The sequence below is a fragment of the Bacteroides zoogleoformans genome (assembly GCF_002998435.1).
GTDB classification, from domain to species: Bacteria; Bacteroidota; Bacteroidia; order Bacteroidales; family Bacteroidaceae; genus Bacteroides; species Bacteroides zoogleoformans.
Window position 1 is genome coordinate 1,536,818 of the sequence record NZ_CP027231.1, and the last position, 16,113, is coordinate 1,552,930.

12 protein-coding genes are annotated in these 16,113 nt (G+C 48.6%); 5 read left to right on the plus strand and 7 right to left on the minus strand.

What is annotated here, in order from left to right; translation table 11 throughout:
• Nucleotides 1-37: 37 nt before the first annotated feature.
• A complete protein-coding gene (locus C4H11_RS06575; protein ID WP_106040950.1) occupies nt 38-463 on the plus strand; it encodes a SufE family protein in 426 nt (141 codons plus the stop codon).
• 4 nt (nt 464-467) lie between these two features.
• Here the strand turns inward: C4H11_RS06575 and C4H11_RS06580 are convergent, their stop codons facing one another.
• The 3 genes from C4H11_RS06580 to C4H11_RS06590 are packed head-to-tail and all read right to left on the minus strand — an operon-like array spanning nt 468 to nt 2,163.
• Nucleotides 468-674, minus strand: coding sequence for a helix-turn-helix domain-containing protein (locus tag C4H11_RS06580; protein ID WP_106040951.1), 207 nt, complete (start codon nt 672-674; stop codon nt 468-470).
• 20 nt (nt 675-694) lie between these two features.
• A complete protein-coding gene (locus C4H11_RS06585; protein ID WP_106040952.1) occupies nt 695-1,372 on the minus strand; it encodes a DUF2975 domain-containing protein in 678 nt (225 codons plus the stop codon).
• On the minus strand, nt 1,369-2,163 hold the full coding sequence (locus C4H11_RS06590) for a CPBP family intramembrane glutamic endopeptidase (RefSeq protein ID WP_106040953.1): 795 nt from the start codon (nt 2,161-2,163) through the stop codon (nt 1,369-1,371). The genes C4H11_RS06585 and C4H11_RS06590 overlap by 4 nt, the downstream gene beginning before the upstream one ends.
• A gap of 674 nt (nt 2,164-2,837) precedes the next feature.
• Between C4H11_RS06590 and C4H11_RS06595 the strand changes: the two genes are divergently transcribed.
• Nucleotides 2,838-6,032, plus strand: a complete 3,195-nt coding sequence (locus tag C4H11_RS06595; RefSeq protein WP_106040954.1) for a SusC/RagA family TonB-linked outer membrane protein — start codon at nt 2,838-2,840, stop codon at nt 6,030-6,032.
• Between the two features lie 34 nt (nt 6,033-6,066).
• Nucleotides 6,067-7,782, plus strand: coding sequence for a RagB/SusD family nutrient uptake outer membrane protein (locus C4H11_RS06600; RefSeq protein ID WP_106040955.1), 1,716 nt, complete (start codon nt 6,067-6,069; stop codon nt 7,780-7,782).
• Nucleotides 7,783-7,905: 123 nt separating this feature from the next.
• Here C4H11_RS06600 and ribF read toward each other — a convergent pair whose 3' ends face one another.
• The 3 genes from ribF to C4H11_RS06615 form a co-directional block, all read right to left on the minus strand.
• Complete coding sequence (gene ribF / locus C4H11_RS06605) at nt 7,906-8,931, minus strand: bifunctional riboflavin kinase/FMN adenylyltransferase (protein ID WP_106040956.1); 1,026 nt, start codon at nt 8,929-8,931, stop codon at nt 7,906-7,908.
• 68 nt (nt 8,932-8,999) lie between these two features.
• The gene (locus C4H11_RS06610; RefSeq protein ID WP_106040957.1) at nt 9,000-9,626 is read right to left on the minus strand and encodes an HAD family hydrolase; all 627 of its coding nucleotides are present in this window, start codon (nt 9,624-9,626) and stop codon (nt 9,000-9,002) included.
• Nucleotides 9,607-12,318, minus strand: a complete 2,712-nt coding sequence (locus C4H11_RS06615) for a calcium-translocating P-type ATPase, PMCA-type (RefSeq protein ID WP_106040958.1) — start codon at nt 12,316-12,318, stop codon at nt 9,607-9,609. Before C4H11_RS06615 ends, C4H11_RS06610 begins: the two co-directional genes overlap by 20 nt.
• A gap of 163 nt (nt 12,319-12,481) precedes the next feature.
• Between C4H11_RS06615 and rd the strand changes: the two genes are divergently transcribed.
• A complete protein-coding gene (gene rd / locus C4H11_RS06620) occupies nt 12,482-12,643 on the plus strand; it encodes a rubredoxin (protein WP_106040959.1) in 162 nt (53 codons plus the stop codon).
• Here the strand turns inward: rd and C4H11_RS06625 are convergent.
• Nucleotides 12,640-14,337, minus strand: coding sequence for a Na/Pi cotransporter family protein (locus tag C4H11_RS06625; RefSeq protein WP_106040960.1), 1,698 nt, complete (start codon nt 14,335-14,337; stop codon nt 12,640-12,642). The two genes, rd and C4H11_RS06625, sit on opposite strands and share 4 nt — an antisense overlap.
• A gap of 81 nt (nt 14,338-14,418) precedes the next feature.
• Between C4H11_RS06625 and C4H11_RS06630 the strand changes: the two genes are divergently transcribed.
• The gene (locus C4H11_RS06630) at nt 14,419-16,092 is read left to right on the plus strand and encodes a nucleoside kinase (protein ID WP_106040961.1); all 1,674 of its coding nucleotides are present in this window, start codon (nt 14,419-14,421) and stop codon (nt 16,090-16,092) included.
• Nucleotides 16,093-16,113: the final 21 nt, after the last annotated feature.

The window sequence follows — 16,113 nt, forward strand, 5'->3', positions numbered from 1 at the left end:
TAGAAACAACAATAGAAACCAGAAAAGAAAAACAGATATGAGCATCAATGAACTGCAAGATGAAGTAATCGCTGAATTCAACGATTTCGACGATTGGATGGATCGATATCAACTCCTCATTGATTTGGGGAATGAGCAAGAGCCGCTCGATGAGCGATACAAAACAGAACAAAATCTGATAGAAGGATGCCAAAGCCGCGTGTGGCTTCAGGCAGACGAAGAAGAAGGAAAACTGGTCTTCCGGGCAGAGAGCGACGCCGTGATAGTGAAAGGCATTATCGCACTGCTCATCAAGGTGCTTTCAGGACATACTCCCGAAGAGATATTGAACGCGGACCTCTACTTCATAGATAAGATTGGTTTGAGTGATCACCTCTCGCCTACTCGCAGTAACGGGTTGCTATCCATGGTGAAACAGATGCGAATGTACGCACTGGCATTCAAGGTAAAAGAGGGGGAATAATAAGCTATTCCTCTTCCCGATATTCCAGTATATCGCCCGGCTGACAATCCAGAATTTTACAAATGGCTTCCAGCGTGGAAAAACGGATGGCTCTCGCTTTTCCTGTTTTCAGAATAGAAAGATTGGCCGGAGTAATATCTATTTTTTCCGCCAGCTCTCCCAAAGAAATCTTTCTTCGAGCCATCATAATGTCAAGGTTTACTATAATCATTCGCTTCTTCTCCTCATTTTTTATATAGTCAAATCCTGCTCTTCCTTCATCTTCAGCCCGATGGCAAACACCTCGCCCACAATCAGTGCGCACAGGCCAAGCACCAAAGTGGTGACATTCGCCATTTCAGAAATGCTTAAATCGTAACCGCGAAGCGAAAAGACTTCACGCACAGAGGCCAAATCCATATAGGCTCCCGCCAACACAGAACAGAAACCAAGAATCAGCACCACGCCCAAACGACGCAAACGACGCACATTCCGCCAGTTGAATATATCAGACTTATTAATGGAAATTATCAATCGAATAAATAACAGCATCCCCCAAACCGAGAGCCCCAGATGTAAAAAGACCAGCAGTACATTCACCGTTCTCTTCCAAGCAAGAGTATGAGTTTCCACACTGATTACCATAGACGAATAGGATGCAGGCACATATCTCCCACTCTTTTCATTGTAAACAGAATCGGACAGAAGACGTACGCCTTTTGTAGAAAGTCCATCCGGCAACAATCCTATAACTCTCAGGTTCGTCATCTCTCGGTATTCCGAGGAATCCGGATTGTTGCTCTTCGCTATCTCCATACCGGCTTCTGCACCTAATTTCACACCAAGAAAAAGATAATAACCCGCTTCGAGCACCGAGTAGCCCAGCACCAGCATCACAATCACACAAAGGATGTTCAATCGTCTTTTCATAATTCAAGATTTTTTATGTCAGTATCAGGCAGTTTATATTTATTCAACATCAGCAGTGAAAATATCAGCAGCAGAATACTGAAACCCAGACAAACAGGATAAACCGACTCCCCCAAAAGCTCGCGCACGGTATCCGCATCGGGATAGGCAACACTAAGGTAAACGCTCAGCATATTATTCAGTATGTGGATCAGGATACCCGGTATCAAGCTACCCGTCCGATAGTAGAGCCACGCCAAAAGAAAACCCGACAGGCAGGCACCCACCACTTGCGCAGGATTGATATGAAAAATGCCGAAGATTAATCCCGAAAGCAGGATTGCCGTCCATGGTTCGTATTTCCGGAGCAGCACTTTCGTAATAGCACCGCGAAATAACAGTTCTTCCAAAACCGGCCCCAACAGTGTGATACAAAGCAATCCCAAAACGTCTGATTGCAAAGCGTCGAATGTGGAATCCAGCCAATCCGGCAGGAAGTGAAGCCCCGACATCACGAAATCCACCAAGAAGATGGCCGCCCATCCGGCAATCAGGCTTATCGTCAAGTAAGAAACCGAAACCGGCGAATACAACCGTCCGTCATTCTTCAAATAGCCCTCGCGCCACAAATAAAGTCCCATAAACAAGGAGCCGAACAGCATAGCCAGACTCATGAGCATTGGCTGTATCTCGGCCATAGCCAACCGATTGTAAACAATGTAGCCATATACCAAACCGACGGGCGCTGCAAGCAACGCTCCTAAAATCTGCATTAAAAAGTATATCAATACCAGTTTTATGGATGTTTTCATTATCTATTTCCGTAATAGATTACAAAGATATATATTTGCCTTGTGTCTTCTCGTCAGGTGGTAGCAAAAAATCCCACCAACAGCATCGACACCATGGAGAGTGACAACACCAGCAGCGTAATGCTCATGAATGCTCTTTTCATAATTCAACTCCTTTTATTATTATACGCTTTTCTGTTTTCCAATAATCATTTATCGTTTTTCGATATACAAAGAAAACTGTTATTTTTGAATCCACAAAGAAAAAAGAAGCTTTTTTATCGATAAACAATAAAAAAAGTGCGAGTTACGATAAATAAAAACAGCCTCGGCTGTTTCAACGGCAAGGATACAGCCGTTTGCAATATATTGTTCAAGATAGACAATGATATATCTGCTTACATAAAAAAAGATTCCATTAAAATTCGGACAGCTTCTCAATGGTATTCTTTTTTGCTAAAAAATCTTTTGTTTCTAAAATATTGTTATATATTTGCCCATAAATTCATTATTAGAACTTTATTCTCAAACAAACATATATATGACTATTCCTAATTTATCAAGCAATAATAAAAACAAATCGTTACAACCAATGCGATTCAAATGCAAGAGAGAGACTTTCTCTCTATATTTATTCGTCGTATCTACTTGGCAAGAGTTATTTAATCATCAACCTTTTTAACATGTGATTAATTATGGAAAAACATCGTTTATTTTTGCTGAAAAGAGCATTCGTCTTTTTATGCAGTTTCTTCTTTGTGTCTGCACTGGCGGCTCAGAACCTGACGGTGAAGGGTATGGTCACCGATTCCGGTAAGCAACCGGTGATAGGCGCAACGATTGTTGTGAAAAACAACCCAACACAAGGTACCGTCACAGATGTCGACGGTAAATACTTGTTATCGGGCGTGGCACGAGACGCTGTGCTGATAGTATCGTATGTGGGCATGAAACCGCAGGAAATCGGAGTGAATGGACGCACCGTTATCAACATTGAAATGAGAGAAGATGACAAATTGTTGGACGAGGTGATGGTAGTGGCTTATGGAACAGCCAAACGATCGGCATTTACCGGTTCGGCCACGTTCGTCAATTCGGAGAAACTCACGAAGCGTTCCACGAGCAATGTTTTCGAGGCACTGGCCGGACAAGTGGCAGGTTTGCAGATGACCACCAGCTCAGGACAACCCGGCAGTACCCCTGCCATTATCCTGCGCGGCATCGGGTCAATCAATGCAGGCACCTCTCCGCTGGTCATTGTGGACGGTATCCCTTATTCCGGTGGATGGAATAACATCAACCCCAACGATGTGGAATCGATATCGGTGCTTAAGGATGCCGCTTCCAACTCGTTGTATGGCGCACGTGGAGCCAATGGCGTCATCATCATCACCACTAAACAGGCCAAGAGCGGTGAGGCGGTGGTCACAGCTACAGCCAAATGGGGAGCAAACTCACGCGGAACCATAGACTACGACTACATCAAAGATCCGGGCGAATATTACGAAATGCACTATCGCGCATTATACAACCAGCTGATGGCCGACGGCAAACTGAGTGCGGCCGAAGCCCATGCAAGGGCAAACAAGAACATGCTTTCCGCGACCAAGGATGTGGGCGGACTGGCCTATAATGTCTACTCTTATCCTGAAGGAGAATACCTGATAGGAACAGATGGCAAGCTGAACCCCAATGCAACCTTGGGACGCATGGTGGGAAACTATCTGCTCTACCCCGATGATTGGGTAAACGAGGCCTACAGCACCTCGCTGCGACAGGAGTACAACATCAATGTCTCGGGCGGAACCGATGCCCTTCAACTATACGGTTCGTTTGGTTATCTGAAAGATGACGGCGTATTGCCGAACTCTAATTACGAACGCTATTCGGCCATGATTAAAGGCACCTATCAGGCCAAGAGGTGGATGAAGTTGGGAATAACAGCCAACTATTCCCGTCGCAAAGTGGCTTCGTTATCCGAATCTTCTTCCGTTACACTACCGGGCTATACGGAGTCCGTTGCCCCCATCTATCCGGTATATCTGCGCGACGCATCGGGAAATATCCTGACGAATGAGGTAGGAAAGGTTTATGACTACGGCACCCAAGGGTCGCTACTCGGCATCAACCGTCCGTTCCAGCCGAACACTTCGCTACAGACCGATATTATCAATCAGGGAAACACTATCGGGAACACTCTGACCGGAAATGCTTTTATTGACATCATGTTTCTCAAAGACTTCAAATTCAACTTCACGGCAGGTACCACAATCAACGAAGGAAGAGGTTTTTCAACATCTAACCCATTCTATGGCTACTCGGCCAAAGACAAGGGATATATCAGCGTGGAGCACGACCGCACTACAACACTCAACCTCCAACAATTGCTGAACTATTCGCACGCATTCGGGAAGCACAATGTATCGGCTTTGCTGGGACATGAATTCTATAAATACAATTATGTGACCTTGAGTGCTGCCAAGAAAAACATGTTCTCCTATTGGGGCAATCACGAGTTGGACGGAGCCGTTGTAGATGCCGGTGAGGCATCTTCGTCGGCCAGCGATTACAATACTGAAGGATATTTCTTCCGCGGCTTATACGACTTCGACAATAAATACTTCTTTTCGGCCTCGTTCCGCCGCGACGCCTCTTCACGATTTCATCCCGACCACCGATGGGGAAATTTCTACTCATTGGGAGCGGCCTGGCAGATGACTAAGGAAGAGTGGTTCAACCTTTCTTGGGTAGACGAACTGAAGCTGAAAGGCTCTATCGGGCAACAAGGCAATGACAATATCGGCAATTATAACTACGTCGACCGCTACATCATAGAAAACGGAAATGACGAACTGGCCTTGAACTTTAGCGGAAAAGGTACAAAGAATATTACATGGGAAACCAATACGAATATAAATCTGGGCGTGGAGTTTTCACTCTTCAAGCATAAGCTGTCCGGCGGCGTGGAGTATTTCTATCGCAAAACGACGGATATGCTAAACTGGTTTACCATTCCCTTATCCATGGGTTATGCAGGCTACTACGACAACGTGGGCGACATGAAAAACAGCGGTGTGGAGCTGGAACTGAACTATACGCCCGTCGACACCCGCAACGTACGCTGGAACATCAATATGAATCTGACGTCTTATAAAAACCGTATCACTTCTCTGCCCGATGAGAAGAAGACTCAAGAAGTAGACGGTTATTTGGGCTACTTCAGCAGTTCGCGCTACTATGGCGAAGGACTGCCCATCAACACTTGGTACATCAAACGCTATGCCGGTGTCTCCGACGAGGGGCTTTCGCAATGGTACTATACCGATAAGAAAACCGGTGAGGAAAAAACCACTACAACCTATTCCACCGGCGACTATCACTTGTGTGGCGACCCGAATCCCGATGCTTTCGGCGGCTTCGGCACTTCACTCAGTTTCTATGGGTTCGATTTCTCCATGCAATTCACCTACTCGCTGGGCGGAAAGACCTACGACTACGGTTATGCGTCGTTGATGGGAAATCCCACTCCCGAAGGATTAGGCTACCGCATGCACAAGGATGTGGCAAAAGCTTGGACGCCCGAGAATACCGGTTCGAACATTCCGCGCTGGCACTTCAACGATCAAAACACTGCGGCCCAGTCCGACCGCTTCCTCATCGACGGCAGTTACCTGAACTTCCAGAATGCGCAATTGGGCTATACGCTGCCTCGAAGCGTGCTTTCGCATCTGTATGTCAACAGCTTGCGGGTATATGTATCGGCCGACAATATCTATTATTGGTCAAAACGGAAAGGACTGGATCCGCGCATGTCGGTCACCGGCATAGGAGCCACACAGACCGTATCGCCCGTGCGTACTTTCTCGGTAGGACTTACGCTCCAATTTTAATTAAGTCACAACTTCCTAAAAACATTCGGAAATCATGAAAACAAGAACAATATTTCGCAACGCCGCACTTTGGCTGCTGTCGGTACCGTGCATCAGCGGTTGCATCGAAGAGACATTTCCACAAAGCGGCATAGCCACGGCGCAACAAGTGGCAGAATCATCGGCAGCCCAGATGGGACAGATCAATGCGATTGTAAACTTTGTGAACGCATACAATGCCTATGGCCAGTATTATACTTTCGACTTCGGATATTCGGCTTTCGGCATCACACGCGATGTGATGTGCGAAGATTTCTATGTATATGATGCCTATTACGACTATTTCGATTATTTCGGCAGATGCCAGAATCTTTCGGCAAACGCCATGGCGAATGCGATATACTATTACTATTATAAATTCTTGAACAACACGAATAACCTGATTCGAGTGGTGGATGAGGCTACGGCCAGTGAAACAAGTAAACAATACATAGGCATTGCCAAGGCCTTTCGAGCCATGATTTATATGGATATGGCGCGATTCTACGAATATAAGAAAACCGGTATAGCAAAGCTTGACGACGAGGCTCGCGAAAACAACGTGTACGGATTGACCGTACCCATCGTGAGCGAAAAAACCACGGAGGTCGATGCCCGCAACAACCCGCGCGTTCAGTTCTACACAATGTACAAATTTATTTCGGACGATTTGGAGAGTGCCGGAACCTTGCTCAAGGATTATGCACGTTCGCGGAAGAATCTGCCGGATAAGGCTGTGATAAGCGGATTGAAAGCACGCCTGTGGTTGGATATAGCTACTCGTGTGGAGAAAAATCCGGAAGCTTTGGCTGCCATCAAGGAGCACGTCAGTCAGGAAGTGGCGTCGGCGGCAGATTGTTATGCCAAAGCCGCCCGCCATGCACGCGAAGCCATTGAGCAGAGCGGAGCCATTCCACTGACCGAAGAAGAATGGTTCGGAGGCAAGGATTACTCTACCGCATTCAACTCCATCGGCTCCGCCTCGTGGATGTGGGGCTCCATGCTGACCAAGGACAATATGTATACAAGTTATATCAACTTTATCGGCATGATAAGTCCCGAACAGAAATTCGGGGTAGGCAATTACTACTACTGGGCCATCCGCACCATCAGCAGCCGATTGTTCGAACAGATATCGGATGATGACTGGCGAAAAGCCACTTGGATAGCACCGGAAGATGAGGGTAAGCTTCCGGGAAAGAAATACCATACCATTCTTTCTCCAACCAATTTCACCTACCTGCCGGCTTATACCTCCTTGAAATTTAAGCCTAAAAGCGGTAATATGGACGATTATAAGATTGGAGCGGTAGTAGACTATCCTTTGATGCGTGTGGAAGAGATGTATTTCATCGAAGCCGAAGCCATTGCCGGAAGCCGCGGAGTGGCCGAAGGCGTTGCTGCCCTCCAATCGTTCATGCAGACGTATCGCTATGCCTCGTATACCTGCAAAGCGGCTACAATGGACGAGTTTCGCCAAGCGCTCATGTTGCAGAAACGCATCGAATTCTGGGGCGAGGGCATCATTTACTGGGACTACAAACGATTGGATCTTTCCGTCACACGCGGTTATCCGGGGACAAACTGTCCCGTAGGTTTCCGTCTTAACTCCATCGAAGGATACTGTGCGCCATGGTTCACACTCTACTTCAGCAAGTATGAATCCAACCAAAACAAAGCCATCGTGCTGAATCCCGACCCGTCGGCAGCAATACCGGAATGGGAAGAATAATCTGAAAGAATGATTCGGAAGCGGGTTTCACGAATTCGGCGCACAAACAATCAAGCCAATCCGCGAAACCCGCTTTCACATATATCATAACGCAAGCAATCTTCCCCCCCTCGCGATAGATGTTCAAGACAATATGGCCTTGATTTCGATTTCATCCCGATGAAGTTGCTCAATCAGTTCGTCTATGCTGTCGAACTTCAATTCAGGACGGGTGCGACGCACAAAGGAAACCCGCATCGTTTGTTCATAGACATCCGCATCGAAATGGAAGATATGTACTTCGATGCTACGATCAGAGCCATTGCCCAGTGTAGGACGATAGCCGATGCTCAACATGCCACCATATTCCACTCCGGCCACAAGCACACGCACGGCATACACTCCGTCGGCAGGAATAATCTTATCCGGATCGTCCACCCGCAGATTGGCCGTGGGAAAACCGATTGTCCGTCCCACCCGATAACCGCCCACTACCGTGCCATTCAAAAAGAAGTCATAACCCAGGTATTCTGCCGCCGCCATAACGCTGCCTCCCAGCACCAGCTGACGTATGACGGAAGAGCTGACTGTCTCCTCCGCTGTCATGGCAGTGCATCCAACACCGCCCTCCCCTACTACGTTTGTCTCTTCAGCTGCCGTATTTTCCAAGGCTGTTTCTTTAGACTTTTCCACGGCTGTCTTCTTATAAGAGTAGGCGCGTGCACGCAATACCTCTATGCCCAATTCCCGCCCATAACGCACATAGTCGTCAAAGCCCTCGCTCCGGTTATGACCGAAACGATGGTCGTAGCCAACCACCAGAGCCTGCACCCGATAGCGTTCTTTCAGAATCGACATGAACTGCCTTGCCGAAAGCCGAGCCAACTCCGGGCTGAAGTCAATCATGATACAATAATCAATCTCCAATTGGGCAAGCAGGGACACTTTTTCATCGCAAGTAGTCAGCAACTCCGGACGGGAATCGGGTTGCATCACTTTCTGCGGATGAACCGGAAAGGTGATGACCGATGAGGCAAGCCCACGCATGGCAGCAACCTGGCGCACCTGCTCTATCAAGTAGCGATGTCCCCGGTGCACTCCGTCGAAAAAGCCGATGGTGGCTACGCTCGGACGTCCGGTAAAGTCTGATGTGTCACAAAGTAATTGCACTTCTGTATATTTCTTAATTTATCGTCTCTGTCATTCAGCACGCAACATGCATCATCCCTGCTGCCCGTTCACTGCCGATGGCCGAAGAGCTGGCTCCAATCTTCGTGAGCCTGCGGCGTGTAGGTAGAGATGCCCAACGACTCTACCGCACGGCAGTTGGCCTCGGAATCATCAATAAAGAGTGTTTCCTGCGGAAGAATGCCCGTCTCGTCGAGCACCTTCTGAAAAATAGCGGTGTCGGGCTTCGCCATTTTCATTTCGTAAGAGAGAAAGATTTGTTCAAAGTAATCCTCTGCCCGAAAGCCCCTGTAAGGAAACGCATGCTTGCACGCCCATTGCCAATGAATGTCGTTGGTATTGCTCAACAGATAAACCACGTAGTCCTTGCGCAGCTTCAAGAGCAGACTCAGCTTATTCATCGGGATGCCCACCAAAAAACTATTCCATGCATCGTCTATCTGCACATCGGTCACCGGCTTTCCTATCTTTCCGCGAATCACATCGTGAAACTCCTCACCGGTGATCAGCCCTTTCTCATAATTCCGGAAGAAATCTTGCTGGTGATAGATGTCCAGCATTGCCTCTACGTCCTGAAACCCTAAAGCTTTGAATTTCTCGATACAACGTTGACGGTCCAAGTCAATCAGCACACCGCCGAAATCAATAATAAGGTTTTTAATTCCTCTTTTTCTCATTTTTATACTTCTGCATTAAACGTCGGACAAGGCGGACAAGTTCGCCCATCCACAGTACAAGAGACGTGGAGGCTGCAATCGCTATCCACGTGGGCAAGTCGAGCGGAACGGTGCGAAACACAGCACCGCCAAACTGCACGATAAGTATTTGTCCGCCCAAGATGACGAATATAATCAATTCCATTCCATACGACTTGGTGATGCCTTTGAAAGCCGAATCCGAAGTTCCGAATACGCGTGCATTGAAAAGATTCCAAAACTGAAGCATGACGAAGAATGTGAAGAAAATCGTCAAGCGACGAGGCGTCATACCACCTCCCTCATGGCCGAACCAAAGAAGTATCCCCATCAGCACGGCCAGAAAAGTCAGCCCCATGCCCAGGATATGAACCTTCATAGAAGCGGTAATGATGAAATCCGTACTTTTGCGAGGCTTTTCTTTCATCACATCCTCATCGGGCGGAATGGACGCCAGCGCCAATGCGGCAAACGTGTCCATAATCAGGTTCACCCACAGCATCTGCGTCACGGTGAGTGGCAGTTCGGTACCCACCAAAGAGCCTAACAGCACTATGAAGAGTGCCACGAAATTGATGGTAAGCTGGAACACGATGAAACGCTGTATGTTTTTATACAAGGAACGTCCCCACATCACGGCCGTACCTATGCTGTTGAACGAATCGTCCAGCAAGGTGATGTCGCCGGCTTCCTTGGCCACGGAGGTTCCCGTGCCCATCGAAAGCCCTACCTGGGCATGGTTCAGTGCCGGGGCATCGTTGGTTCCGTCGCCCGTCACGGCCACCACCTCTCCTTTCTGCTGCAATAGTTGCACCAACCGCTGCTTATCCGTGGGGCGCGCGCGCGACATAATCTTCAAATCCATCACGCGGGCCAGCGCCTCTTCATCAGTCAGTTCGGCAAACGCCGCCCCCGTAATACGATTGCGCTCCGTATCTTCCGGCAACCATAAGCCTATTTGACGCGCTATCTCGGTAGCCGTAGCGGGAGTATCGCCCGTCACGACCTTTACGCAGATACCTGCCGAGCGACATTTTTCGACGGCGGCAGGCACATCCGGGCGGATGGGATCGCTGATGGCGACCACCCCCAAGAACGACATGTCTTTTACTTTCTCTTGTATTCCTTCTCCCGTTTCCGGCTCCTCCTCATCAATTATCCTGAATGCAAAACCAAGTGTACGCATTGCCATGTTCTGATAGTTGAGCAACTGCGCCTCTACCATCGGACGATATTCCGAGACATCCACACACTTGCCATCCAAAACCACATTCTTGCACTTGCCCAACACAATCTCCGGAGCACCCTTCACATAGAGGATTTTTTTCCCCGTCAGGGGAGAGTGCACCAAAGTGGCCATAAATTTCCGTTCCGTTGAGAAAGTCAGTTGATTGATGATGGTGGCTTGTCCGCGCAGGGCAAGATAATCTTTATCCTGCTCATTCAACCAGAGCAGCAAAGCCACTTCCGTCGGATTACCCAGGCCTTTCGGCTTTTCGCCGGACACACCCTCTTCCAGAAAAGCGGTGGAATTGACGCTGATACCCTCCATCACCAAACGGCTGAGGTCGTCGTCACCCAACACACAACCATTCTTCAACCCGCCGAAATTCGCCTCATGCACCTGCATCAAGTTTTGAGTCAACGTACCCGTCTTATCGGTACAAATCACCGTAATGGCTCCCATCGTTTCGCAAGCGTGCATTTTACGCACGAGGTTGTTGGTCGAGAGCATGCGGCGCATGTTCAAAGCCAGACTGAGCGTGACGCTCATCGGCAAGCCTTCGGGCACAGCGACCACAATCAAGGTCACAGCCATCATGAAATACCGCAAAGTAGCCTGCAACGCCGGCAGCCAGTCGCCGAAGGCATGGAAAGACGCAAAGTCACAGACCGGCACCACATCCTTTACAAAGAAGATAAGAAAAGCCAAGGCCGCCACAGAGAACCCGATTTTCCCAATCAGGTCGGCCAGCTTGGTCAGTTGGATGTTCAAGGGGGTAGGTTCGGTGTTCTGCTCGGTACTTTGACGGGCCACTTTACCAATCTCCGTGGCATCACCCACTGCCTCCACGCACATAGTTCCATGTCCGTCCACTATCGTGGTACCACGCAATATACAGTTGGAAACATATGTAGCCTCTTCGTCAAAATCAGCTTCCAAAGTGGTTTTGGATACTACCGGCTCGCCCGTCAGGTTCGACTCGTTCACCTGCAGGGAGATAGCTTCCAACAATCTTCCGTCAGCGGGCACCTCTTCACCGGTCTCCAGCAAGACGATATCCCCTACCACGACTTCTTTACGGGGAATCTCATGCACACGACCGTTGCGAATCACCTTCACCAAAGTCTCCTCGTTCACGGCATTCAGCAAGTCGAACTTTTTGCCGGCATCATATTCAAAGAAAAAGCCGATGCCGGTGGCCAGCAGAACGGCCATAATAATGCCGACGGTTTCGGCATATTCATTTTCTATAATGGAAATAATAAGAGAAAACAGAGCCGCCACCAGCAACACTTTTACTACAGGATCTTCGAACTTCTCCAGATACAGTTTCCACAAAGACGGGCGTTTGGGAGGTGTCAACAGGTTCACTCCATGCTCGGCACGGCTCTTCCGCACCTGCTCATCGGTCAATCCCATATGACTATAATCGTCTTTTGTTCCAATCATGCATATCTTCAGATTTAATTAGCGGGGCAAAGGTAGTAATAAAAAGTAAGTGCGTCACACCCGCCACGGCATTTCCGCACTGTTCATCAAAAAACTGTTCAAGGCAGTAAACAAAACAAGCGATTTGTGTGTTACAGATAGAAACTATTAAAATTTTAAATTTATGGAAAAGTACATTTGCACAGTTTGCGACTACGTCTATGATCCGGAATTAGGCGACCCGGACAGCGGCATTGAGCCCGGAACCGCCTTTGAAGACATCCCGGATGATTGGGTATGCCCCCTTTGCGGCGTAGGCAAAGAAGATTTTGAGAAAGTGTCCTAAGACACTTTCTTTTCTTTTATATCACTGCTGGCTTCCACCACGTTCACCACATAGTCGCCCAGCTTTTCACACTCCGCAATAATATCCATGTAGTAAACTCCCATCTGATAATCGTACTCCTTATTGTTCACATCCAGAATATTCTGATTCTTCAGCTGATTTCGGTAGTTATTGATTTCATTTTCTATATTGAACGACTTGTTCACATCATTGCTCGCATGCTCAGGATGCTCCACAACGACAATCATCTGTGTCAAGGCGTCGTCCGTCAGCTTCATCATGAAGTGTATATGTTCATACTGCTTTTCCGTAAAGTCCTGATTGGTCTGGCGCTTGCGATTGATGGTACGGGCCAGATTATAACAGCTGTCGCCGATACTCTCTATCTCCGTCACCTCGCGCAACATGGCACGTATCTGCAACTTACTTTCCGAACTCAACCGTCCCTCTGACACCTGGTTCAGATAATTGGCAATCTCCAGCTCCATGCTGTCGCTGATGTTCTCGTACTTCTCCACACGGCTGAACAGTTTGTTGAAATCATCATCCTTCTCCGTATGCAGTAAGTCCTGAACCATCCCGAACATGCGGTGGGTACGTTCGGCAAAAAGGTGAATCTCCTTGCTGGCCTGCAAGATGGAAAGTTCTGCCGTAGAGAGCATACCGCCCGAAATAAAGCGCAAACGATACTCCTCGTCCTGCTCCTTCATCGGAATAATGGCGCAAACCGTACGTTCGATGGCCTTCACGAACCATATCAGGACAAGCACGTTGCAGATGTTAAAACAGGTGTGGAACGCCGAAAGCTTAAAAGAGACAGCCACCGCAGGATCTTTGGTGCCCATCACATTGTCCACAAACCAAGACACAGCCTCGGTGAAAGGAGTGAACAGACACAGCACCCACATCACGCCAAACACATTGAACGCCAAATGCGCCAAAGCAGCTCTTCGCGCCTGTGTGTTACCGGTCAGTGCGGCAAGATTGGCCGTGATGGTCGTACCGATATTCTCACCCAGCACCAGTGCCGCCCCCAATTCGAAACTGATCCAGCCATTGGCACACATAATCAGTGTGATGGCCATGGTGGCTGCGGATGCCTGCACTATCATCGTCAGCACGGTACCGATTCCCACAAAAAGCAAAATCGAAAGATAGCCCATGTCCGTATAGTCCTGCACAAAGGCCAGCATGTCGGGGTTCTGTCTCAGGTCCGGCGCATTGGCCTGCAACATTGATAGCCCCATGAACAGAAAACAGAAACCGAATATGAACTCGCCGATAGACTTGCGCGAGCTTTTTTGAGAGAACATGAGGGGTATGCCGAAAGCAAGAAGAGGAAGGGCAAAAGCGGCAATATCTACTTTAAAGCCTAAAGCTGAAATGATCCATGCCGTGACGGTAGTACCGATATTGGCCCCCATGATGACACCTATGGATTGCGAAAGCGTCAGTAGCCCTGCATTTACGAAACTCACCACCATCACCGTAGTGGCAGAAGAGGATTGGATTAACGCTGTAATCAGCACACCGGTCAGCACGCCGGTCACTCGATTGGTTGTCATGGCGGTGAGAATCTTCCGCAGTCTGTCACCGGCAAATTTTTGAAGCCCCTCGCTCATGATTTTCATTCCGTAGAGAAACAAAGCCAGCGAGCCGAGCAACTTTAAAAAATCATAAAAAGAATATTCCATCTTTAATTAATTAAAGGGTTCGTTGTACGATGTGTTATTATACCCTATATTTAACCTGTAAACCAAATTAAAAGAGATATCATGGAACACATGTTACAAATTTGTTGCAAAAATAATAATATTTCTAAAGAATTCCCTATCGGAAGCTCACTTTTGGATATTTATTCCGGTTTTAATTTCAACCTCCCTTATCAGGTGGTCAGTGCAAAGGTGAACAATCGTTCCGAGGGATTGAACTTCCGTGTATACAATAACAAGGATGTCGAATTTCTCGACGTTCGCGATCCTTCGGGCATGCGCACCTATGTGCGTTCGCTCTGCTTCGTCCTCTACAAGGCAATCAACGAGCTGTTCCCCAAAGGTAAGCTATACGTGGAGCATCCTGTGTCCAAAGGCTATTTCTGCAACTTGCGCCTCGGCCGCCCCATCGAGCTTGAAGATGTGATGGCCATTAAAAAACGGATGCAGGAAATCATTGCCGAAGACATTCCTTATCACCGGGTGGAGTGTCACACGGCCGAAGCCGTGCGCATCTTCAGCGAACGAGGCATGAACGACAAAGTGAAGCTGCTGGAAACCTCGGGCTCACTCTACACTTACTATTACACGCTGGGCGACACCGTAGATTATTATTACGGCAACCTGCTGCCTTCCACGGGCTACATCCGCCTGTTCGACGTAGTGAAGTATTACGACGGCCTGCTGTTGCGCATCCCCAACAAAGAAAACCCCGACGTGCTGGAAGAGGTGGTGAAGCAAGAGAAAATGCTCGACGTCTTTAAGGAGCATCTGCATTGGAACTACATCATGGGCCTGAGCAACGTGGGCGACTGCAACCTTGCCTGTGAAGAAGGACATGCCACCGATCTCATCAACGTGGCCGAAGCCTTGCAGGAAAAGAGAATAGCCCAGATTGCCGACGACATTTATCATCGTGGCGAAAACGGCAATCGCGTCAGACTGGTGCTCATCTCCGGCCCTTCTTCTTCGGGCAAGACCACCTTCAGCAAACGCTTATCGGTGCAACTGATGACCAACGGCCTCCGCCCGTATCCTATCTCGCTCGACGACTACTTCGTTGATCGAGAGGACACCCCACGCGACGCAAACGGCAACCACGACTACGAGTCGCTCTATGCGCTCGACCTCAAGCTCTTCAACAGCCAGTTGCAGGCATTGCTCCGGGGAGAAGAGGTAGAGATTCCACGCTTCAACTTTGCCCTCGGCAAGAAAGAATATAACGGCGAAAAACTGCGCATCGACGACCACACCATCCTCATCCTCGAAGGCATCCACGCCCTGAACCCCGAACTGACCCCGCAAATCGACGCCCAAAGCAAGTATAAGATTTACGTGTCCGCCCTCACCACCATCTCACTGGACGACCACAACTGGATTCCTACCACCGACAACCGCCTGTTGCGCCGCATCATCCGCGACCACAACTATCGCGGCTACTCGGCACAGGAAACCATCTCGCGCTGGCCCAGTGTGCGTGCCGGCGAAGACAAATGGATATTCCCCTATCAAGAGAATGCCGACGTCATGTTCAATTCCGCCCTGCTGTTCGAATTCGCCGTACTACGCAGCCATGCAGAGCCCATCCTCAACAGCGTGCCGCGCAACTGCCCCGAACACGCCGAGGCCTACCGGTTGCTGAAATTCATCAAATATTTCACACCCGTTCAGGACAAGGAGATACCTCCAACCTCGCTGCTGAGAGAATTTTTAGGAGGAAGCAGTTTCAAGTACTGATTATTTATTTTACCTTTGTAT